General features: G+C 66.9%; 20 protein-coding genes. 9 read left to right on the top strand and 11 right to left on the bottom strand.

Annotated features, from left to right (window positions below; translation table 11 throughout):
• Positions 1 to 60 precede the first annotated feature (60 nt).
• On the bottom strand, positions 61 to 1,062 hold the full coding sequence (locus QH195_RS03105) for an XdhC family protein (RefSeq protein ID WP_280420464.1): 1,002 nt from the start codon (positions 1,060 to 1,062) through the stop codon (positions 61 to 63).
• Between the two features lie 639 nt (positions 1,063 to 1,701).
• On the opposite strand from QH195_RS03105, the gene aceA reads away from it, so the two are divergent.
• The 5 genes from aceA (at position 1,702) to QH195_RS03080 (ending at position 9,374) form a co-directional block, all read left to right on the top strand.
• Entirely contained in the window at positions 1,702 to 2,991 is a 1,290-nt protein-coding gene (gene aceA / locus QH195_RS03100; RefSeq protein WP_280420463.1) for an isocitrate lyase, read from the top strand.
• Between the two features lie 290 nt (positions 2,992 to 3,281).
• Positions 3,282 to 4,151 (top strand): 3-hydroxybutyryl-CoA dehydrogenase, encoded by an 870-nt coding sequence (locus QH195_RS03095; protein ID WP_280420462.1) that lies wholly within the window; start codon positions 3,282 to 3,284, stop codon positions 4,149 to 4,151.
• A gap of 50 nt (positions 4,152 to 4,201) precedes the next feature.
• A complete protein-coding gene (gene metE / locus QH195_RS03090) occupies positions 4,202 to 6,505 on the top strand; it encodes a 5-methyltetrahydropteroyltriglutamate--homocysteine S-methyltransferase (protein ID WP_280420461.1) in 2,304 nt (767 codons plus the stop codon).
• Between the two features lie 87 nt (positions 6,506 to 6,592).
• A complete protein-coding gene (locus QH195_RS03085) occupies positions 6,593 to 7,645 on the top strand; it encodes an NAD(P)-dependent alcohol dehydrogenase (protein WP_280420460.1) in 1,053 nt (350 codons plus the stop codon).
• 595 nt (positions 7,646 to 8,240) lie between these two features.
• Positions 8,241 to 9,374 (top strand): S1C family serine protease, encoded by a 1,134-nt coding sequence (locus QH195_RS03080; RefSeq protein ID WP_280434254.1) that lies wholly within the window; start codon positions 8,241 to 8,243, stop codon positions 9,372 to 9,374.
• 22 nt (positions 9,375 to 9,396) lie between these two features.
• Here the strand turns inward: QH195_RS03080 and QH195_RS03075 are convergent, their stop codons facing one another.
• The 10 genes from QH195_RS03075 to QH195_RS03030 form a co-directional block, all read right to left on the bottom strand.
• Entirely contained in the window at positions 9,397 to 9,963 is a 567-nt protein-coding gene (locus tag QH195_RS03075; protein WP_280420458.1) for a vitamin K epoxide reductase family protein, read from the bottom strand.
• A complete protein-coding gene (locus QH195_RS03070) occupies positions 9,960 to 10,706 on the bottom strand; it encodes a DsbA family protein (protein ID WP_280420457.1) in 747 nt (248 codons plus the stop codon). Before QH195_RS03070 ends, QH195_RS03075 begins: the two co-directional genes overlap by 4 nt.
• A 141-nt stretch (positions 10,707 to 10,847) precedes the next feature.
• A complete protein-coding gene (locus QH195_RS03065) occupies positions 10,848 to 11,693 on the bottom strand; it encodes a PPK2 family polyphosphate kinase (RefSeq protein WP_280434253.1) in 846 nt (281 codons plus the stop codon).
• 10 nt (positions 11,694 to 11,703) lie between these two features.
• The gene (locus QH195_RS03060; protein ID WP_280434252.1) at positions 11,704 to 12,444 is read right to left on the bottom strand and encodes an ESX secretion-associated protein EspG; all 741 of its coding nucleotides are present in this window, start codon (positions 12,442 to 12,444) and stop codon (positions 11,704 to 11,706) included.
• On the bottom strand, positions 12,441 to 13,016 hold the full coding sequence (locus QH195_RS03055; protein ID WP_280420454.1) for a hypothetical protein: 576 nt from the start codon (positions 13,014 to 13,016) through the stop codon (positions 12,441 to 12,443). The genes QH195_RS03060 and QH195_RS03055 overlap by 4 nt, the downstream gene beginning before the upstream one ends.
• Positions 13,009 to 13,413: a hypothetical protein gene (locus QH195_RS03050; RefSeq protein ID WP_280420453.1), complete on the bottom strand. Its 405-nt coding sequence runs from the start codon at positions 13,411 to 13,413 to the stop codon at positions 13,009 to 13,011. The genes QH195_RS03055 and QH195_RS03050 overlap by 8 nt, the downstream gene beginning before the upstream one ends.
• A 159-nt stretch (positions 13,414 to 13,572) precedes the next feature.
• On the bottom strand, positions 13,573 to 14,256 hold the full coding sequence (locus QH195_RS03045) for a class I SAM-dependent methyltransferase (RefSeq protein ID WP_280420452.1): 684 nt from the start codon (positions 14,254 to 14,256) through the stop codon (positions 13,573 to 13,575).
• Positions 14,253 to 15,494: a saccharopine dehydrogenase family protein gene (locus QH195_RS03040; protein WP_280420451.1), complete on the bottom strand. Its 1,242-nt coding sequence runs from the start codon at positions 15,492 to 15,494 to the stop codon at positions 14,253 to 14,255. Before QH195_RS03040 ends, QH195_RS03045 begins: the two co-directional genes overlap by 4 nt.
• 38 nt (positions 15,495 to 15,532) lie before the next feature.
• Positions 15,533 to 16,936 carry an ABC1 kinase family protein gene (locus QH195_RS03035; RefSeq protein WP_280420450.1) on the bottom strand — a complete coding sequence of 468 codons (1,404 nt, stop codon included), beginning with the start codon at positions 16,934 to 16,936 and terminating at the stop codon, positions 15,533 to 15,535.
• Positions 16,937 to 17,062: 126 nt separating this feature from the next.
• Positions 17,063 to 17,749 (bottom strand): TetR/AcrR family transcriptional regulator, encoded by a 687-nt coding sequence (locus tag QH195_RS03030; protein ID WP_084493120.1) that lies wholly within the window; start codon positions 17,747 to 17,749, stop codon positions 17,063 to 17,065.
• Positions 17,750 to 17,942: 193 nt separating this feature from the next.
• Between QH195_RS03030 and QH195_RS03025 the strand changes: the two genes are divergently transcribed.
• The 4 genes from QH195_RS03025 to QH195_RS03010 all read left to right on the top strand — a co-directional run bounded on the left by QH195_RS03025 (position 17,943) and on the right by QH195_RS03010 (position 20,918).
• Positions 17,943 to 19,295 carry a DUF445 domain-containing protein gene (locus tag QH195_RS03025; RefSeq protein ID WP_280434251.1) on the top strand — a complete coding sequence of 451 codons (1,353 nt, stop codon included), beginning with the start codon at positions 17,943 to 17,945 and terminating at the stop codon, positions 19,293 to 19,295.
• 98 nt (positions 19,296 to 19,393) lie between these two features.
• Positions 19,394 to 19,888: a helix-turn-helix domain-containing protein gene (locus QH195_RS03020; RefSeq protein ID WP_280420448.1), complete on the top strand. Its 495-nt coding sequence runs from the start codon at positions 19,394 to 19,396 to the stop codon at positions 19,886 to 19,888.
• Complete coding sequence (locus QH195_RS03015; protein WP_280420447.1) at positions 19,885 to 20,553, top strand: heparin-binding hemagglutinin; 669 nt, start codon at positions 19,885 to 19,887, stop codon at positions 20,551 to 20,553. The genes QH195_RS03020 and QH195_RS03015 overlap by 4 nt, the downstream gene beginning before the upstream one ends.
• Positions 20,554 to 20,621: 68 nt before the next feature.
• Positions 20,622 to 20,918, top strand: coding sequence for a DUF2516 family protein (locus QH195_RS03010; RefSeq protein WP_157112864.1), 297 nt, complete (start codon positions 20,622 to 20,624; stop codon positions 20,916 to 20,918).
• Positions 20,919 to 21,090 lie beyond the last annotated feature (172 nt).

Here is a 21,090-nt window from a genome sequence, read left to right as displayed (position 1 = left end):
GGGAGGGCGCGGATGAGGTCGATCGCCGGGCGCCGCGGCCCCGGCGCGGAAATTGCGGGTTCAGATCGCGGCCTCCGCGGGGAACGCGACCGTGATGCGGCCCAGCCGGCCGTTGCGTGCCGCCACCATCTCCGCGGCTACCGCGAGGGCGGTCTCGGTGGCGGTCGCGGCGCCGATATCCATACCGGCCGGTGCGTGCAACCGCGCCAGCATCGCCTCGTCGAACCCGCTGGCACGTAGCTCGTCGAGGCGGCGCGCGCAGGTGAGCGCCGACCCGACCACCCCGATATAGCCGATCTCCGGGAGGCGCAGCGCCACCGTGAGCAGCGGGATCTCGAACTGCGGATCGTGGGTGGCCAGCACGATTCCGGTCGATGCGTCCACTTCGCCCTCGGCGACCAGCACGTTCAGATACCGGTGCGGCCAATCGCAGACCACCTCCGCGCCCGGGAAGGACTCCGGCACCGCGAACGCGGGCCGGGGATCGCAGATGGCCACCCGATAGCCCAGCAGCTGGGCCTGCGCGGAGAGCGCGGCGGTAGTCGTGTTCGCGCCGAAGATCACCAGCAGTGGCGGCGGGGCGAACGACGCGACGAAGATATCGGACTGCGGTAGCGATACCAGCTCGGTCGCATGCCGCTTATCGGTTATCAGATGCTGCCCGATCATCCCGGGCTCCGGATTCCAGACCACAGTGAAAACCGTTACCCGCCGATGTTCGGCTATTTCGGTGGCGACGGTCGGGAATTCCGGGAAATGGCCGCGCGAGAACGGTTCGGTGAACACATCGATGATCCCGCCGTCGCCCGCTGATTCGGCGCCCGGCACGGTGAGCCGATGTAAAGCGCGCTGACCGGTACGGGCCGATTGCACGGTGGCCTCGTACACGGTGTCCTCGATACCGGTGGACGCCATGGATCCGTAGATCATTCCGTCCGGGTCCACCAGCATCGCCGTCCCCACCGGAATATCCACGTACCCACCTGTGCGCACGATGGTGGCCAGCCCGCCGGTCCGGCCCGAACGCCACACCTGCAGCAGGTCGTCGACGATGTCGCGCATCAACAGCTCCGATCCCACCGTGCGACGGAGGGCAGGCGCTCACCATCGGCACCTGTCACCGATGACCGCGCACGTGACGGACACCCTAGCGTTGTTCGGTGAGAATTTGGCACGGCTGCGAAAATCTCATCCGGCGGGCATATGAATGCGCGGCAAAAATTTACGGGGGCTGCGTTGTCGGCGCGGTTTCCGGCCCCGTCGGTTCATGTGTTCAGCCCCCGATACTCGTATCCGCGGCCGTTGCGGGAATCTTTCCGGCCGGATCCCGTGAACTGACGGCGCATGGTGTCAGTTATGAACGTCCTCACAGCGGTTGTCCGGGTCGGGTGGCCGCGGGCCGGATCGGCGCTTCGGCTAACAGTACGGGCGTTACGCTAAAATCCCATGTCAGCGCTACTCGTCAGTAGATTTTGCGAGGGCAATGTGCTGGCTACTTTTGCAGACTTAACAATCTTGTGGCCGATCCTAGCTCAGATTCACAGAAGCAACAGGTAGACGGCGTTTTGATCGTGTGCCATGGTGTGCAAGTACCCCCGCTGGGCATTGCAAGCCTGCAAATCGTCGATCCAGCAGTGCGGTGCGGAAACGCACCGTCGACGCGGCCCGACGGACCGACCGAACAAGGAAGTGGAGTCGAAGATGTCGACCACCGGCACCCCGAAGACCCCTGAGGAAATCCAGAAGGATTGGGACACCAACCCGCGCTGGAAGGGCGTCACCCGCAACTACACCGCCGAGCAGGTGTCGAAGCTGCAGGGCACCGTCGTCGAAGAGCACACCCTCGCGCGGCGTGGCTCGGAGATCCTCTGGGACCTGGTGAACAACGAGGACTACATCAACTCCCTGGGCGCCCTCACCGGTAACCAGGCGGTGCAGCAGGTCCGCGCCGGCCTCAAGGCCATCTACCTGTCGGGCTGGCAGGTCGCCGGTGACGCGAACCTCTCCGGGCACACCTACCCGGACCAGAGTCTCTACCCGGCCAACTCGGTGCCCAACGTGGTCCGCCGCATCAACAACGCACTGCTGCGCGCCGACGAGATCGCCAAGGTCGAGGGCGACACCTCCGTCGAGAACTGGCTGGCCCCCATCGTCGCCGACGCCGAAGCCGGCTTCGGTGGCGCGCTGAACGCCTACGAACTGCAGAAGGCCATGATCGCCGCCGGCGCCGCCGGTGTGCACTGGGAAGACCAGCTGGCCTCGGAGAAGAAGTGCGGCCACCTCGGTGGCAAGGTGCTGATCCCCACCCAGCAGCACATCCGCACCCTGACCTCCGCGCGCCTGGCCGCCGACGTCGCCCAGGTGCCCTCGGTGATCATCGCCCGCACCGACGCCGAGGCCGCCACCCTGATCACCTCGGATGTCGACGAGCGCGACCGCGAGTTCCTCGACGGCACCCGCACCGCCGAGGGCTTCTTCGGCGTGAAGAACGGCATCGAGCCCTGCATCGCGCGCGCCAAGGCCTACGCCCCCTACGCCGACCTCATCTGGATGGAAACCGGCGTGCCGGACCTCGAGGTCGCCCGGAAGTTCGCCGAGTCCGTCCGCAGCGAGTTCCCCGATCAGCTGCTGGCCTACAACTGCTCGCCGTCCTTCAACTGGAAGGCGCACCTGGACGATGCCACCATCGCGAAGTTCCAGCGCGAGCTGGGGGCGATGGGCTTCAAGTTCCAGTTCATCACCCTGGCGGGCTTCCACTCGCTGAACTACGGCATGTTCGACCTGGCCTACGGCTACGCCCGCGAGGGTATGACCGCCTTCGTCGACCTGCAGGAGCGCGAGTTCAAGGCCGCCGCCGAGCGGGGCTTCACCGCCATCAAGCACCAGCGTGAGGTCGGTGCCGGCTACTTCGACACCATCGCCACCACCGTCGACCCCAACACCTCCACCGCGGCGCTGAAGGGTTCGACCGAAGAAGGCCAGTTCCACTGAGCCACCGGTCGCGGGGTTACGGCTTTCGCTCGCGGGAGCCGCAACCCCACCGGCCCGGTTCCGGGTTCGCCCGGGCCGGACGTGGTATCCGTGACGGATACCGGCAACCACTACCTCGGTAGGGGTGTACCCGCCGCCCCCTCGCAACAGCCCGGCGAGGGGGCTTCGGTGCCTCTACCGTGAAGTACGAAAAGACTTCACACCACGAACTTCAACGTCGAAGGCTCCGCTCACACCAGAGCAACACCTTCGTTCCCACCGACCCACCAAAACTGATCAGGAGCGGGACCGTGAGCGAAAAGATTCAGCGCGTCGGTGTCATCGGCGCCGGACAGATGGGCGCCGGCATCGCGGAGGTGTGCGCCCGCGCGCATATCGATGTGCTGGTGTACGAGCAGACCCGTGAACTGGCCGCCGCCGGACGGTCGCGCATTCTCCGGTCGCTCGACCGCGGCGTGAGCAGCGGCAAGATCACCGAACGCGAGCGTGAGCAGACGGCCTGGCGGCTGCGGTTCACCTCCGACCTGGGTGACTTCGCCGACCGCCAGCTGGTGGTGGAGGCAGTCCTGGAAGACGAGAAGGTCAAGACCTCGATCTTCGCCGAACTGGACAAGGTGGTCACCGACCCGAATGCGGTGCTCGCCTCCAACACCTCCTCCATTCCGATCATGAAGATCGCCGTCGCGACCAACAACCCCGAGCGGGTCGTCGGTATGCATTTCTTCAACCCGGTGCCGGTGCTGCCGCTCGTCGAGTTGGTGACCACCCTGAAAACCAGTGCCGCCGTTTCCGAGCGTGCCGAGAAATTCGCCGCCGAGATCCTCGGCAAAGAGGTCGTGCGTTCCTCCGACCGCTCCGGTTTCGTGGTCAACGCCCTGCTGGTGCCCTATCTGCTGTCGGCCATCCGGATGGTCGAGTCCGGATTCGCCACCAAGGAAGACGTCGACAAGGCGATGGTCCTCGGTTGTGCCCACCCCATGGGCCCGCTGGCGCTCACCGACCTCGTCGGCCTCGATACGGTCAAATCCATCGCCGATTCGATGTACGGCGAATTCAAGGAACCGCTCTACTCGGCCCCGCCGCTGCTGATGCGCATGGTGGAGGCCGGACTGCTCGGCAAGAAGACAGGTGCCGGTTTCTACCAGTACAACAAGGCGTAGCGGGGACGACCGCTCCGCCCGGCGCGACGGAATCGGACACGGAGGTTCGGATGGTCAACGTCAGCGAGGGGTTCGGGTCGAGTGTGCTCGGCTATCCGCGTATCGGTCCGCACCGGGAGCTCAAACGAGCGCTCGAGGCGTACTGGCGGAAGGCGATCACCCAGCAGGAGTTGCGTGCGGTCGCACGCGATATCCAGGAGCAGCAGTTCCACGAGCTGGCGGCGACCGGGCTCACCCAGGTTCCGGGAAACACCTTCTCCTTCTACGATCACGTGCTCGACAATGCGCTGCTGTTCGGTGCGGTACCGTCCCGGTTCGCCGAGTACCGGGACGAGATGGATCCGCTGGATTTCTATTTCTTGATGGCGCGGGGCCGCCCGGATCTGCCGCCGCTGGAATTGGTGCGTTTCTTCGGGACCAATTACCACTACCGCCAGCCCGAACTCGACGCCGACACCGAATTCTCGCTGCATCCCGAGGCGCTGCTCGACGAATGGGACCGGGCGATCGCGGCCGATATCGAATTGCGCCCGGTGGTGCTGGGACCCGTGTCGCTGCTGTTGCTGTCCAAGGCCGGCAGTGTGCCGGGTGAATCGGCGGGTTTCGACACCATCGAACTACTGGACAAACTGCTGCCGGTGTACGAGGAGCTCTTCGAGATCCTGGCGCGCCGCGGCTCCACCTGCATTCAGCTCGATGAACCGTGTTTCACCGCGGAACGTTCGGCGGCCGAACTCGCCGCCTTCGAACGCGCCTACGACCGGCTGTCCAAGGCGCCGCTGCGGCCGCGGATCCTGGTCACCGGGCAGTACGGTGATTTCGGTGAGGCGCTGACCATCCTCGCCGCTTCCGGAGTGGAGGCGATCGGCCTCGATCTGGCGTCCTACCGGATCCGTCCCGAGGTGCTGGCCGCGATCCCCGGTATCCGGCGTAAACGGCTGTACGCGGGCGTGATCAGCGGGACGAATGTGTGGCGGGCCGACCGCTACGTCACCCTCGAATACCTGAACGAGCTCGCCAAGGTGTGCCCCGATCTCGTGGTCTCCACCGGGACCACGCTGCTGCACGTGCCCTACGACGTGCTCGCCGAATACGATATCGACGGAAATGTGGCCGACCGGCTCGCCTTCGCGAAGCAGAAAGTCGGCGAGGTCGTCTCGCTGGCGAAAGCGCTTACCGAGGGCCCGTCCGACAAATGGCGTAAACGCCCCGGCGAAGTGCATTTCAAACAGAAGCACGCCGTGCGTCAGCGGGTCTATGCGATCACCCCGCAGATGCGCGAACGGGAACCCTATTCCGTGCGCCGGGCCGCGCAACAGGAGAAGCTGCAATTGCCGCTGGTGCCCGCCACCACCCTGGGTTCCTACCCGCAGAGCGCCGAAGCGCGCCAGGCCCGCCAGCACCTGGGCGAGGGCCGGATCTCCTACGACGACTACCGCAAGAAAATCGAAGCGGAGATCGCCGCGACCATTGCGCTGCAAGAGGATATCGGCCTCGATGTGCTCGTCCACGGCGAACACGAGCGCAACGATATGATCCAGTACTTCGCCGAACTGCTCGACGGTTTCGCGACCACGCATTTCGGCTGGGTGCAGGTCTACGGTTCGCGGTGTGTGCGGCCGCCGATCATCTACGGCGATGTGTCCCGGCCGGCCCCGATATCGGTGGAGTGGACCACCTACGCGCAGTCGCTCACCGATAAACCGGTCAAGGGAATGGTCACCGGCCCGGTCACCATGGTGGCGCGCTCCTTCGTCCGGCAGGACCAGCCGCTCTACGAGACCGCCGACCAGGTGGCCCTGGCCATCCGCGACGAGGTGGTCGATCTGGAACGCGCAGGTATCGGCATCATCCAGGTCGACGAACCCGCCCTGCGCGAACTGTGGCCGGCCCGGCCCGAGGGCCGCGCCGAATATCTGCGCTGGGCGATCGGCGCGTTCCGGCTGGCGACCTCCGGGGTGCGACCCGACACCCAGATCCACACCCATATCCCGTACTCGGGTCGCACCGAGATCGTGGAGGCCATCGACCAGCTGGACGCCGATGTCACCGCGATCGTCGCGACGCGCTCCATCGAATGGGTGCTCAAGGCGCTGGAGGAGGACTACGCCTCCGGGCACGGTCTCAGCCACGGCGTCGGGCCGGGCGTGTACGAGAGCCGCTCGGCCCGGATACCCGATATCGACGAACTGGACGAACTGCTCACCGCCGCGGCTGCCGCCGTCGGCCCCGAACGCCTGTGGGCGAACCCGGACGGCGGTCTGAAAACCCGCCATCACTGGCAGTTGGATCCTGCTCTGCGGAATATGGTCGCTGCCGCCCGCCGCGTCCGGCGCCGATTGACGCAGAGCTGACCGGGGCGAATCGGCACCACACGCCGGCACCGGGTTCAGCGCGGACCTCTGCGCGCCGGCGCGCCGAGAATACGGTAGGCATTAACCATGAGTAGTGCTGCCGCGTATGCCATGGCCGGTCCCGATGCCGTGTTCGAGAAGGTCACCATCGAGCGCCGGGCACTCGGTCCGCACGATGTGCTGATCGATATCGCCTACGCCGGGATCTGCCATTCCGATATCCACACCGCGCGCAATGAATGGGGCGGAGCCGGATATCCGTGCGTTCCGGGGCACGAAATCGCCGGTACGGTGGCTGCGGTCGGGTCGGCGGTCAGCCGCCATCAGGTCGGTGACCGGGTGGGTGTCGGCTGTATGGTCGATTCCTGCGGGGTGTGTGAACCGTGCCTCCAGGAGGAGGAACAGTATTGCCTGCGCGGTGCCGTGATGACCTACAACAGCCGCGTCCCGGAAGAGGTACAGCCCGGCGGGCACACCCTGGGCGGCTACGCCACGCAGATCGTGGTGACCGAGAACTTCGTGCTCGGAATTCCGGAGGGTATCGATCTGGCGGTGGCCGCGCCGCTGCTGTGCGCCGGGATCACCGTGTATTCGCCGCTGCGGCACTGGGAGGCCGGGCCGGGTAAGAGGGTCGCGGTTATCGGTATGGGCGGGCTCGGCCATATGGCGGTGAAGATTGCGGCGGCGCTGGGCGCCGAGGTAACGGTTCTCAGCCATTCCCTGAGCAAACAGGAAGACGGGAAACGGTTCGGCGCCCAGCACTACTACGCCACCAGCGATAAACAGATCTTCCGGGAACTGCGCAGCCACTTCGACCTGATCATCAACACCGTCTCCGCCGATCTGCCGATCGACGACTATATGAAACTGCTGCGCCTGGGCGGCACGCTCGTCGTGCTGGGTCTGCCGGAGCAGCCGCTGGCGGTGCAGCCGAAGGTGCTGGCCGGGCGGCGGCGGTCGCTGTCGGGTTCGATGATCGGCGGTATCGCGCAAACACAGGAAATGCTGAATTTCTGCGCCTCTCATGGAATCGGCGCGGAAATCGAAGTTATTTCCGCGGACGAGATCGACGGTGCCTACGAGCGGGTTGTGGCCAGCGATGTGCGGTATCGATTCGTGATCGATACCGCGACCATATGATGCCCTGGCCGGGGTGAATTAGGCCGGCAGCGAGCGCCTGGATCGACCGTCGTCGAACAATGTGTGCTTCTCCGCAGAGGCCTTTCTCCACATGTGGAGAAGCCTGTGGAAAACCTCGCGGGACTTGTGGATGGGTGGGCGTGGTTGTGGATGGATTTCCGCGAGCATTCGATGACGAGTACCGGAAATCTATTGATTCGGTGTCCGGTGGATAACGGCCGGGCGCGATTTTCCGTGCCGGCCCTTTCTTCCTTTCCGCGCCGGAAAACGACCCGTCAGCGGGCTCTTTTCGCCGTTGTTGCCGCTCGCCGGATGACCACCGCTGTGACGTCGGTGTGACCGTGGCGGGTCTGCGGATAACGAATCCACAGGTCAGGCGGCAGGTTGTGCCGAGGCGCCGCCCAGCCTGTGGATAACTGGGGAAGGCTGTGGATAACTTTTCCACCCCGCAACGTGTCCGCGCGGCTCGAGCGGGTAAATCTTCCCGGCCGCCACTGAGTTGGGAGACACTTGACGGTACGGCTTCGCCCGAACCGAACGTGCCCAATGGGCGCCGCCGAGTTCAGCGAAACCCGCGTCGCTGGAGGCGCCGCATATGAACACAGGAGGCTCGTTGGACGACCAGTGGCAGGGCACCGGGCCCGGGCGGCCGGGGGGCGGTGGGCGGGTGCTCGTCACCGTGTTCGCCGTTGTGCTGGCACTCGGGGCTCTTTTCGGGTACCGGGGTGAGCTGCCCGGGCCGGCGCGGCCCGGTCCGGACGTGGCGGTGGCTCCGGCGCGGCCCGTGCCGCGGCCGCCGTTGGACACCGAAGATGTCACCCGGGACATTTCGCCCGCTCTGGTGAACGTCACCGCCACCACCCGGGCGTTCGGAGCGTCGGCGGCCGGATCGGGGATCGTTCTCACCGGCGACGGCCAGGTGCTGACCAGTCATCATGTCGTGAAGGGCGCGAAAACGGTCCAGGTCAGCAGGGTGGCAGACGGGGCGGTGTACACCGCGCAGGTCCTCGGATACGACGCCCGCGCCGATATCGCGTTGCTTTCGCTCACCGGAGCCGTCGGCCTCGCGGCCGCCCGGATCGGCAGCTCCGCCGATCTGCGGGTCCGGGACGAGGTCGTGGCCATCGGCAATGCCGGTGGCAGCGGCGCCGCGACCGCCGTCGCGGGCCGGGTCAGCGATCTGGACAGCACGATCATGGCGGTCAACGAGCAGGATTTCTCCCGCCAGGCGCTCACCGGGATGCTGGAGATCGAGGCCCCCGTCAGTTCCGGACAGTCAGGGGGCGCGCTGGCCGATCACACCGGTGCGGTGGTCGGCGTGATCGCGGCGGCTTCCGGGGACCGTGACCCGCCGCCGGGCGATGGCGCCGATCCACCGAACGGGTACGCGGTCCCGATCGATGTGGCCATGCGGGTGGTGCGCCAGATCCGGTCGGGAACCCCCACCGATTCGGTACATATCGGCCCCGCGGCGACCCTCGGCGTGGTGATCTCCGATGCGAGTCCGCGCGGTGCGCGTATCGATATGGCGATCCCAGGGCTGCCCGGCCAGAGCGCGGGGCTGGCAAGTGGTGAGATCGTCACCTCGATCGACGGCCGGGCCGTCACCAGCGCCCGTGCCCTGCGCACGGCGATCGATACCCGCCGACCGGCCGAGGTCGTGCGGTTGGGGGTACTGGAAACCGACGGCGACAACCGGGTCGTCTCGGTGCGGTTGGCGCCCGGGTAGCGCCCGCCGTCGGCCGGGGAGTTCAGAACAGCGACAGCCAGTAGTCCTGGAATCGCAGGAACACCAGCACCAGCACCAGCGCGTAGAACACCGCCACGAAAGTCCAGCGCCATTCCGCGACCACTCGCAGCGCGCCGCGGTCGTTTCCCCACAGCTGTCCGGTGAGCACGGCGAGCAGCGGGGTGATGATCGCCCAGACAACCATGCAATACGGGCACAGCGCGTTGATCCGGTACAGGCTCTGGAAGATCAGCCAGCAGATGAACACCGTGCCCGCTGCGGTGCCCAGCCACAGCCCGGCCCAGATCCAGCGGGGCAGGCCCACCCCCGCGACCGCCAGCACCGCCAGCGTGACCACCACCGAGAAACCGGCCACACCGATGATCGGGTTCGGGAACCCCAGGACCTGCGCCTGATCGGTGACCATCACCGATCCGCAGGACAGCACCGGGTTGAGGCTGCACGACGGGACGTACCCGGGTTCGCTGAGCAGTTTGAAATCTTCGACCAGCAGGACCAGCGAGGCAACCCAACCGGCCAGGCCGGTCAGCAGCATGATCCAGGCGGCCCGCGGCGAGGTCGTGATCACCGGCCCGCAGCCGCCTGGATCGCGGTGGACAAGGGGGCGGTGTCGAAACCGGACCTGTCCTGTTTGATGGTGAGATTCACCTGCTCACCGTTGACGAACACCGTCGGCGTTCCATCGATCCCCTCGGACAGCGATTTATCCGACATCTCGGCGACGTAGTCCTTGTAGGTGCCGTCGGTGATACACCGGTCGACCGCCGGGTCGGTGTAACCGGCCTGGTGTGCGATATCGATGAGCTGTTCGTCCGACAGACCGGCTCCGCCCTCGGGTGGCTGGTTCCGGAACATCAGCTCCAGCCAGTCCGGGTATTTGTCGGTCGCGTTGTCCGCGACACAGTAGGACGCGTTCGCGGCCCGAGTGGAGAAGCCGGTGCTCGACATCTTGTCCAGATATCCGACGATGTTGTATTCGATCTGCGCGGTACCGTCGGCAACCGACTGATTCAGTAGCTCGCTGTGATCGGCTTCGAATTGTTTACAGACCGGGCACTGCATATCGGCGACGATCCGCACCGTCGCAGGGGCATCGGGCTGCCCGATCCGGATGGCGCCGTTCTCGGTGGCCGCCGCCGGAATCGGCCCGTCGTAGTCGGAACCGGAGTTGCGCACGGCCAAGCCGATCCCGATCGCGGCCACCAGCCCCACCAGCACCGCGGTGACGCCCACCTGTATCGCGATCTTGCGGTTGCGTTCCGCGCGCTGGGCCGCCGCCAGCGGATTCGGCCGCCCGGGTTTCTTGCTCACCGTGCGTTCACCACGCCTTTCGCTACCTGGATGCCCCACCCGGTGGTAGGCCCGGCGGGGGGAGGCCGGCGTATCCGGCACACCGCCCCCATCATTGCCCGGCTAGCTGAGAGTTTCCACAACCCGCCGCGTGCGGGCCGGTCAGGCGCGCTCGAGGCGGCGTAATTCGGCTGCCGGATCGAACGTCGGCGCCGGCCAGCTCAGGTCCAGGCCGCGCAGCGCTTCGATCAGCAGTTCGGTGACGGCCAGCCGGGCGTACCATTTCGTATCGGCCGGAATTACGTACCAGGGCGCGTACTCGGTGCCGGTCCGGTCCAGTATCGCCTGGTAGGCCTCCTGATAGGCGGGCCAGTATGCGCGTTCGTCGATATCGCCGGGGCTGAACTTCCAGTACTTTTCCGGTCGCTCCAGACGCCGCCGCAGCCTGGCCTTCTGCTCGTCCAGAGAAACGAACAGCGCGACCTTCACCAGCGTCGTACCGTTGTCGGCCAGTTTCCGTTCGAATCGGTTGATCTCCGCGTAGCGTCCCTGCCAGACCTCCTCGGGGACCAGGCCGTGCACCCGGGCGACCAGAACATCTTCGTAGTGCGACCGATCGAAAACCCCCAGCTGCCCACCGCGCGGCAGGGCGCGCCGGATCCGCCACAGGAAATGGTGCCGTTTCTCCTCCGCGGTGGGCACACCGAAGGCAGCGTGGTCCACGCCCTGCGGATCCACCGATCCGATCACGTGGCGCACGATCCCGCCCTTGCCGGCGGTATCCATACCCTGCAGGACCAGCAGTACGCTGCGCCGGTCACCGGAGCGCCCATTGGCGTAGAGCTTCTCCTGCTCCCCGGCCAGAACGCGGCCGCGCTCGGTGAGCAGCCGTTTACCTTCCGCCTTGCCGCCGTGGAAACCGGGGCGGGCGGAGGTGTCGAGGTCGGCGATCCGCAGGCCGTCGGCGCGTAGTGCCCGGCTCGCGGGTTCGTTCCAGTACTCGGCCATCGGAGCAGTATCACAGGCGGGTCGTATTACCGCGGATACCGGCCAGCCGGAGCAGTTTGCCGGCGAATTCGGTATCGCCGACCGGGTCCAGGACCAGGACGTCGGCGGTGGTCAGCAGATATCGCCCGTCACCGCGGATATCCAGCCAGCTGCGATGCCGGGTGGGCGGGGACATCGGGTCGTGCGGCGCGACGGTGACGGTGATGAAACCGCGGCAATCCACCGGCTGACGCAGCGTTTTCCGGAATTGCGCCGCGTCGCCCGCTTCGCGGCAACCGGGGATCGGCGCATCGGTGAGTACTGCTTCCTGTGGTTCGCGCAGCGGTCCGTGGGTGCCGCGGCGGGCCGAACCGATCAGCGCGACCAGCCGGTCCCCGAGATCGTGCGCGTGGCACATCTGCACGGTGACCCTGGTCGTGGTGGCGTGTAGGACGGCGGCGTGGTGCTCTATCACGGCGGCGAAGCCGAGGATCTGCTCGGTTTCCGGCGATTCGCCGTTACGGGGGAGCACCGAGCGTTCTCCGGAAATGGTGACGGCGGTGGCGTCCGGGCGGGCGCAGAGCATGAGCGCGGCTGCCAGATCGGGGTCGGCCTGCCTGGCGAACCGCTGAGGTAATCGCAGGGCGTCCAATTCGGACTCGGTGCGCACCACACTGGCCGGTGCCAGGTTCACCGGGTAGGGCCGGCGGTCCAGGCTCGTTTCATTGGCCCAGACGTAACTGAATTCGTCGGGGGTGAATATCCATTTCACCGGTGTGGGCTCCCACCGTCGGCGCCGGTGGATGTATCGGGGAACCTGGGCACCCGATCCCCGGAAGCCGGGATAGTGGGGAGGTAGATGGTGGTCATCGCATCCTGCGCGTCCGCAGTGGCCGCGGCCGAGGCGATATCGTGTTCCATTCGGCGTCGGCCGCCGTGGACGGCTTCGGCCGCCGGGTCGTCGAGGGGACGATACGGCTGCGGGGCCACCAAAGCGGCCCGCAGTGTTTGTGCCGCATCGGAATTACCGGTCATGATCTGCTGTAGCGCCCGGCAGACGTCGTGGGTCGCCGCACCGGTGCGGATGAAATCCTGGGTGGCCTGCCACGCGGCGGTCGCGGTGTGCCCGGACCAGCCGCCGAATTCCCGGCGCGCGGTATCGGCGAAGGTCGCGAAGGCCGCGGCCACGGCGTCGGCATTCGATTTCCAGGCCGCGGCCGACGCGCTGAGCGCGGCGGGGTCGATCACCTCGTGGACCCGGTCCCAGATCTCCTGATGGGTGAAGCTGCCGAAGCATTCGCGTTCCGGTGCGAAGGGCGGGTCCAGATCGGGGGATTCAGCCATCCTCGCCTCCTTCGGCCCGCGCTGCGACGGCGAGTGCGGCCCGGTTCGCGAGATCGGCCTCGGTGAACCGGCCCGCGGCCGCCAGATAGGCCGCTTTGAACCGGAGTGCGGTTTCCTGCAACGCGGTGAGCGTGTCGAGGTACTCGACGGCCTTTCCGGCGAAACCGGCGGCGAGGGCGTGTCCGGTCGGTAGATCGGGGAAACCGGCGGTACCGGGTGCCGCCGCGAGCTGCCGGCCCCCGGCCCGGGCCGCTTCCAGGTCCGCGACCAGCGCATCGCAGGCCGCCGCGAGGCGCAGGGCGACATCTTCGGTGAGAGTGAAGGAATCAGCACCGCCGGCCGTGGCCGTGGCATACAACCGACGGGCCACGCTCTGGCCCAGTTCCGGGAGCGACATCTGGAAACCCCCTTCCGGACCGTGGGTACGATCCGTGACTCTACCGACGGGTAGCCCACGATGCCCGCGGAAACCTGCCGGGGCGGGGGATCGCACTGTGAAATGGCGCACGAGGCAAGGATTTGCACAGCAGTTCGTCCGGGTGCGGTCGTCGCTCCGTCAGACCCCGCTGTTCGAAGTGGCGGACCTGCCCTCGTGCCGCGGTGCACCGGCCGCCGGTTTGACCGCGGTGAGGTACTGCAGGAACCGGTGCACCTGCTGATCGATATCGACCAGTCCGGCCGCGGCGAACAGATCGGGAAAGGTCTGCCCGCCGAACATGCGCAACCCGCTGACCGCCGCGGCGCCGCGGGCCAATTCGCCGAACGCGTTGTCGGGGCGGTAGCTGGTGGTGACCGCCAGTCGCCCGCCCGGGGCCAGCACCCGGATCATCTCCCGGGCGGCGACCAGCGGGTCGGGGATCAGATACAACGCGCCGAAACAGCAGACGGCATCGAAAGTTCCGTCCGCGAACGGCAGGTACCGCGCGTCGCCGCGTACATAACCCGCACGCGGACCCGCATTGTCGGCGAGCGCGCGGGCCAGCATCGGCGGTGAGTAATCGATACCGGTCACATATCCGTCCGCGGGGACGTGCTCGCTGAGGTAACGCGTGAAATTGCCGGGGCCGCAGGCGATATCCAGCACACGCCGGGCCGACCCCAGACGTAGTGAGTCCACCGCGAAGCGGCGATCGGACCCGGTGCTACGCCCCGAGGCGAGGTAGAACAGTGCGGGCCGCCATGCTCGTTCGTAGATCGCCGCCAGCGCCGGGGCGTTCATCGTGCGCCGGGCGAGGTTCATCCCAGTGGCTCCACGTCGATGGTCATTCCCGCGGCCCGCAGACGGTCGGTCAGGACATCGCCCATGGCCGCAGCCGGGGTGAGGATACCCGCGATGTCCGGTTTCGGATCGAAAGCCAGCGCCAGCCCGCTCTCGCCGAGCATGACGGCTGTCGCCTTGTAACCCGGATCGCCCTGGCCGGCGAAGGTCGCCAGGTAGCGCGCGCCCGAGGTGGTGCGTGTGTAGGTGCGCATCCGGAACCAGCCGTTCTCCCGGGTCCGCTCGCCGGGGCCGGTGCCCGGCGCGGGCAGGAGCCGGTCCAGCAGGGCGCGGCCGGCGCGGAAGCGCGACAGCAGGCCACCGGCCGCCATACCCGCCACCACGCCGCCGGAGATACCGGCCGCGACCACCGGTGCCAGCGGCGAACTTCCCGCGCCCATGGTTTCGCGGTAGCGGAAGTTCTTCCCGTACACCCAGCCGAGGAGACCGTTGCTGCGCCGCACGACTTTTGTGTTGTGGGCGGCCATGACGAAGGTGCCCACCCAGCCGTCCAGGCTCGGATCGATCTCGCGGGCCCGCGACAGGACGAGATCGGATTGCCGGCCGACATCGGGATCCATCGATTTGTCGGGGCTCAGCGAGTACGGATGGCTCAGAATCGCGCCTTTGGATTTGTCCGCGGCGACGGCTTCCATCATCGCGCGGCCGGAATCGATCGTGCCGCCGCTCACCCCGCCGCGCATGGTGGCGATGAGCGTGGTGTCGCCCAGTTCGCCGGTGTTGTCCGCGACCGTGCGCCGATAGAGCTGGTACACACTCAGATCCGAAGGCACCGAATCGTATCCACAGGAATTCACGATCTTGGCGCCGGTCCGCGCGGCCTCCTCGTGATACGAGTCGATCGCCTCCCGGATGAACAGTGGTTCACCGGTCAGGTCCGCATAGTGCGTACCGGCTTTCGCGCAGGCGGCGACCATCGGCATCCCGTACCGCAGATACGGGCCCACCGTGGTGATCACCGCGGTCGTGCGGGCGGCCAGCGCGTCCAGCGAATCCTGGTCGGTACTGTCGGCCACCACCAGACACCAGTCGTGCGCGCCGATCTCGTCGCGAACTGCGGCGAGTTTGTCCTCCGACCGGCCGGCCAGCGCGATCCGCGCCTCCGCGGGGGCGGCGCCCAGCAGGTACTGGGCGGTGAGTTTGCCGACGAAGCCGGTGGCGCCGAAAACGATCAGGTCGAATTCGCGTGTATCCGTCATGAAAGGAACCCCTCGTGGATGTGCTGTCGTGGACGCGGTCAGCCGGTACGGCGTCTACCGCGTTTACGCGGCCGGCGCTGGTCCAGCCATACCCGATGGAGCCGGCCGAGTTCGGTGACCGGCTCGTCGCCGTACAACCATTCCCGGGCGATCCGATGCCAGTTCGCCGTGGCCTCCAACTGTCCCAGCATCCCGAAGGTCAGGAAATCGGCGCGGCGGGAGAACAGGTGCTCCGGCGGCAGGTTCTGCTGTTTCATTCCGGAGAATTCGCTCGAGCGCGGGTCGACCGCGAGGAGGAAAGCGCCACTGGCCAGTTCCGGGGTGATGGTGAGTTCCTGATCCACCAGACACCATTCGGACGCCGAGAGCACGTATTCCAGGCATTCCTCGACGCCGATCTCGTCGGTCGAATCGATGACCCCGCGCTGGACCATCAGATCCCGCAGATCCGCACCGCGGTCCTCGGCGGCCGCGCACAGGCAGATCGCCTCGAACCGCACATGTTCCGGATCCATCCGGTTGAACAGCCCGAAGTCCAGGAAACCGACCCGGCCGTCCTCGGCGAGCAGGACATTCCCGGGATGCGGGTCGCCACAGAACTCGTTGAAAGTGAAAAGCGAACCCACATAGAAGCGGTAGAGGATTTCGCCGACCCGGTCGCGTTCGGCCCGCGGCATGGCGCGAATATCCTCGAAGGCCGTCCCGGCCAGATATTCGGTGACCAGCACCCGCTGTGTACTGTGCTCGAGCACCGGCTGTGGAACCACGATGAACGGGTGGCCGGCGTAGAGCGCCGCGATATCGCGCTGGGTTTCGGCCTCGATGTGATAGTCGAGTTCGGATTCCATGTTCAGCCGGAGCTCGTCGAGAACCGCGGGCGTCACCCAGGGCATGGCCGACTGCAGGACCCGCCGGAACATGTTCAGATTCTTGAGATCGGCCCGCACGGCGGCATCGATCCCGGGATACTGCACCTTCACCGCCACTTGCCGGCCGTCGTGCAACCGCGCCAGATACACCTGGCCGATCGAGGCGGCGGCGATGGCCTCCGGTTCGAATTCGGCGAACACCGCGTCCAGCGGTTGCCCGTAGTCCTCCTCGATCACCGCGCGCATCGCCTCGAACGACACCGACGGCGCGGCATTACGCAGGACCGCGAGCCGTTTCTGGAACCGTTCACGGTGATCCGGCGGGACCAGGTCGAGATCGAGCACCGACATCATCTGGCCCAGCTTCATGGCCACGCCCTTCATGGTGCCGAGCACCATGACCAGCTGTTCGGTGCTGCGCAGTATCGATTCCTCGGCCATCCGCGCCCGCACCTCTTCGGAGCGGCCACGCATCGAGAGCCGGGCGCGCTGGGTGCGCACCATCGACCCCGCCGCCACCGCACCCAGTTTGGTGCCGCGGGCCAGCCGGGAAGTCGGCACTTGTTTCGCCATCGAGGTACCTCCGTTGGTGCCGACGCGCGCCTACGGTGGCCGGAGAACTCAGCCGGTTCTCCGCCGCCGCACGGCAATCAGACTAGCCAAACCGGCGGGGTTGTCGAGCCCGGCGAGCCGGGTGGCTCAGACGGCCTGGTCGCCGGAGGGGATCGGCGGCAGCACATGCTCCTGCGCGCCGAACTTGTCACGCGAACCGCCGGCGCGGGCCATCCCTTCGATGGCGCTCCACACCATCATGGTGAGGTAGTCGATCACCTCGTCGCGATCCATCGACTTGTTGGTGGTCCACCAGTGGGTGGCGAGCTGGATACCGCCGACGATCACATACGACCACAGCATCACCCCCTCGGTCTCGATACCGAGGGCGCTTCCGCGTTCGGTGATGGCCGCCGCCACCACCTCGGCGAACAGCCGCTCGAAATCGGCCAGCGAGGACGGGTCGCCGGAACCGGTGCCCATGATGAACCGGTAGACCTCGGGGTCTTCGTCGACCGCACCCACGTATTCGGCCAGCGCGGAACGCACCAGCTGATACTCGTCGGCGTCCAAGCTGATCGCCCCATAGACCCGCGGCATCAGGGTGATCTCGATGAACCGCTGCATCGCGGCGTTGACCAGATCGTTCTTATCGGCGAAATAGCGGTACAGGACGGTTTTGGAGACGCCGATCTCGGCGGCGATCTCATCCATCCCGGCATTACCGCCGCGGGTACGCACCGCCGCCAGCGTGCCGTCGACGAGTTCCTCTCGCCGATTGATCTTGTGCTGGCGCCAGCGGCGTTTCCGCCCGTCGGTCCGCGGGGCACGCACCGGCGCCGATCGATCGGCGGAATTCCCGATATCGAGCAGGTCATCGGTGGACAGCGTGGGCTCCTCGGTCCGTACGGTTCGGTGCCTCCACTCTAGGCTGTGTTATTTCGGCGCGCTGGCGCGCGCGGGTTTTGGCCTCCTTTGGTCGCTGCGCCACCGGAGGCACCGCCGAACACACAGCAGAATGGGGGGTATGCAGAAAGCGACCGGCAGCAGTGCGGTGCTCGATTCCGCTCCCGCGACTCCCGGCCCCGGTGGTTCGGCGGAACCACCGGGCGTCTTCTCGACCCTCACCGATGATGCGGCCAAGCGGCGCGACCTGCGGCGGATGAAGGTCGTGGCCACCGGCCTGCTGGCGGTGGCGACCGTCATCTACCTGGTGTGCCGGTGGCTGGAGTCACGCGGCGGCGCCGGTGACTGGGTGGGATATGTGCGGGCCGCGTCGGAGGCAGGCATGGTGGGCGCGCTGGCCGACTGGTTCGCGGTGACGGCGTTGTTCCGGCATCCGCTGGGCCTGCCGATTCCGCACACCGCGATCATCCGGCGTAAGAAAGACCAGCTCGGTGCCAGTCTGGGCAACTTCGTCGGCACCAACTTCCTCTCCCCGGAGGTGGTGACCGCGAAGGTCAATTCCGCGCAGATTCCGTGGCGGGTGGGGCGCTGGATGGCGAATCCGGCCAATGCCGCGCGGGTGGCGGACGAGAGTTCGACGATTCTGCGGGCCGTGGTCGGGGTGCTCCGGGACGAGGACGTGGAGCAGGTGATCGACAACACGATCGTGAAGCGGATCGCCGAACCGCAGTGGGGCCCGCCGATCGGCCGGGTGCTGGCCGAGTTGCTCGCCGACAACCGCCAGTTGCCGCTGCTCGACCTGCTTGCCGAACGGGCGCACCAGTGGGCGCTGGGTAGTCAGGAGACGGTCGACCGGATCGTCATGGGCGAGGCCCCGCAGTGGGCGCCGAAGTTCGTGAACGTGCTGCTCTCCGAGAAGGTGTACCGCGAACTGGTCGAATTCACCTGGAAGGTGCGCTCGACCCCGGATCACGAGGTGCGGCTGGCCGCGAACCGCTTCCTCGAGGAATTCGCCCACGATCTGCAATACGACGAGACGATGATCGCCAAGGCGGAGCGGATCAAAACCCAGATCATGGGCCGGGAGGAGATCACCGGGCTGGCCGAGGCCACCTGGCGGGCGGCCAAACGGCTGATCCTGGAATCCGCCGACGATCCGAGCAGCACGTTGCGCCGCAAGGTCGCGGAGAATGTGCAGCAGCTGGGCGAGCGGCTACGTGACGATACCGAGGCGCGCGCGAAGGTGGACGGCTGGATCGAGCGCGGCGCCCGTTATCTGGCCGCCAACTATGCCGACGAGATCGCCACCATCGTCAGCGATACCGTCGCCCGCTGGGACGCGGAGGAAGCCAGTAAGAAGATCGAGGTCCAAGTGGGTCGCGACCTGCAGTTCATCCGTATCAACGGCACGGTGGTGGGCAGTCTCGCGGGTCTGCTGATCTACACCGTCTCCCATTTGATGTTCGGCGGATGACGCGTTCGCGGAAACGCCGGAAATTCTGCTAGCAGAAGTGCTTGCTATTGCTAGCACCCTGTTCTATCGTTGCGTACGTACAAGCCAGAAGGTGAGTGATGGCCGAAGAGCCCCACGTTTCCGCTCAGTACACCGACGATCCGGCGGTAGGCGCCGGCGCCGGCGACAAGGCAGCCCGCGTGGTGAACGCGGCGCAGGACATCGGCGGGTTCATCCGGGCACAACGCGAGGCCGCACAGGTCTCGCTGCGTCAGCTCGCCCAGCTGGCAGGGGTCAGCAACCCGTATCTCAGCCAGATCGAGCGCGGTTTGCGTAACCCCTCCGCCGAAGTACTCACGCAGATCGCCAAGGCGCTGCGGGTCTCTTCGGAGGTGTTGTACGTGCGCGCCGGCTACCTCGAGCAGCGGGCGCACAGTCCCGTCCGGGACGCCCTGCTGGCCGATTCCGCGATCAGCGAGCGGCAGAAGCAGGTGCTCCTGGACATCTACGAGTCGTTCCGCCGGGAGAACGGGCCGGAGGAAACGATCGCCCGGGACAGCGTTGTTCCACCACCGAACACCGACGCTCCGCCACGCCAGGAGAACGATAAATGACCGAGAAGAACACCACTGTGAAACCGCTGTTCGCCACCGTCGGTGCCACGGACGCCGTCTACACCGCTGTTCTCGACGCGGTGTCCCAGGTGCGTGAACGTGCCACCGACGTCAACGGCCGCGTCGACGAGGCCCGCGAGCGGTTCGCCGGTCTGCCCGCCGATGTGCAGACCCAGTTCGAGCAGATCCGCGCGCGGCTTTCCGAGCTGCCCTCGGAACTGCCGGAGGATCTGGCCGAGTTGCGCGAGAAGTTCACGTCCGAGGAACTGCGCAAACTGGCCGAGCAGTACTACCGCCAGGTACTCGACCTCTACTCCGATCTGGCCGTCCGCGGTGAGGAGACCGTGGAGCGGCTGCGCGCGAACCATCTGGTCGAGGAGCAGGTCGGCCGGGTGGAGAGCCTCTACAAGGACGCCAGTGGCCGGGCCGAGGAGGTTTTCGACCGGGTGAGCGGCCTGATCGGCCGTTCCGGTAAGGCGCCCGCGGCGACCGAGCCGGTCGTGGAGGCCGAGGCTCCCTCCGCGCCCGACGTCGTCGACGCCGAAGTGGTGGAGCCGGCGCCCGAACCCGCTCCGGCTCCGGAACCGGCGAAGAAGGCGCCCGCGGCCAAGAAGACCGCCGCGAAGAAGGCGCCGGCCAAGAAAGCCGCCCCCAAGTCGGTCTGACCTGCCGATGTGGGCTCGCGCCCCCGTGCACCTGTGGTGTCCGGGGGCGCTGCTCTTATCATGGTGGGGTGCAGCAGGTGTATGGCTTGACCGGATGGATCATGGCCGCGCTGTGGCTACTGGCGATCAGCGCGACTGTGTTCGCGTTGGTACATGCCGTGCGCCAGCGTTCCGACGCGTTCACCGCGGTCGACAAACTGACGAAACCGATTTGGCTGGGCATCCTCGGCGCGGCCGTGCTGCTGATGCTGCTCAGTTTCCCCTCGCTGGGGTTGCTGGCGTTCATCGCCATCATCGCCACCGGTATCTATCTGGCCGATGTGCGGCCGAAGGTGGACGAGGTCCAGCGCGGTCCGCGCTGGTAGCCGGCATTCCGATCCGTTCTCGGTGCGGGGCGGGCCGGGTGCCGCCCCCGGGTAGGGGCGCGTGGGGCGCGCGGGCCGGGGTGGCGGGGGCGGCGGGGGGGGCTCTCCCCCTACGACGGCTGTGCCCGGGTGCTGTCGGGCCCGGGCCGTTTCATCCAGTGCCCCGCGGTCG

The organism is Nocardia carnea (assembly GCF_029868855.1).
Lineage (GTDB): Bacteria > Actinomycetota > Actinomycetes > Mycobacteriales > Mycobacteriaceae > Nocardia > Nocardia carnea_A.
The sequence above is the reverse complement of the archived record's forward strand: the minus strand, read 5'-3'. Positions and strand labels throughout refer to the sequence as shown.

Bases quoted from the DNA above. Each gene is read 5' to 3' on its own strand.
- QH195_RS03050 (WP_280420453.1), bottom strand. From the start codon at position 13,413: ATGTCGCTCCCGGAACTGGGCCAGAGCGTGGCCCGTCGGTTGTATGCC.
- QH195_RS03035 (WP_280420450.1), bottom strand. From the start codon at position 16,936: ATGGCGAAACAAGTGCCGACTTCCCGGCTGGCCCGCGGCACCAAACTG.
- QH195_RS03085 (WP_280420460.1), top strand. From the start codon at position 6,593: ATGAGTAGTGCTGCCGCGTATGCCATGGCCGGTCCCGATGCCGTGTTC.
- QH195_RS03080 (WP_280434254.1), top strand. From the start codon at position 8,241: ATGAACACAGGAGGCTCGTTGGACGACCAGTGGCAGGGCACCGGGCCC.
- metE (WP_280420461.1), top strand. From the start codon at position 4,202: ATGGTCAACGTCAGCGAGGGGTTCGGGTCGAGTGTGCTCGGCTATCCG.
- QH195_RS03105 (WP_280420464.1), bottom strand. From the start codon at position 1,062: ATGCGCGACATCGTCGACGACCTGCTGCAGGTGTGGCGTTCGGGCCGG.
- aceA (WP_280420463.1), top strand. From the start codon at position 1,702: ATGTCGACCACCGGCACCCCGAAGACCCCTGAGGAAATCCAGAAGGAT.
- QH195_RS03040 (WP_280420451.1), bottom strand. From the start codon at position 15,494: ATGACGGATACACGCGAATTCGACCTGATCGTTTTCGGCGCCACCGGC.
- QH195_RS03025 (WP_280434251.1), top strand. From the start codon at position 17,943: ATGCAGAAAGCGACCGGCAGCAGTGCGGTGCTCGATTCCGCTCCCGCG.
- QH195_RS03065 (WP_280434253.1), bottom strand. From the start codon at position 11,693: ATGGCCGAGTACTGGAACGAACCCGCGAGCCGGGCACTACGCGCCGAC.
- QH195_RS03015 (WP_280420447.1), top strand. From the start codon at position 19,885: ATGACCGAGAAGAACACCACTGTGAAACCGCTGTTCGCCACCGTCGGT.
- QH195_RS03045 (WP_280420452.1), bottom strand. From the start codon at position 14,256: ATGAACCTCGCCCGGCGCACGATGAACGCCCCGGCGCTGGCGGCGATC.
- QH195_RS03055 (WP_280420454.1), bottom strand. From the start codon at position 13,016: ATGGCTGAATCCCCCGATCTGGACCCGCCCTTCGCACCGGAACGCGAA.
- QH195_RS03020 (WP_280420448.1), top strand. From the start codon at position 19,394: ATGGCCGAAGAGCCCCACGTTTCCGCTCAGTACACCGACGATCCGGCG.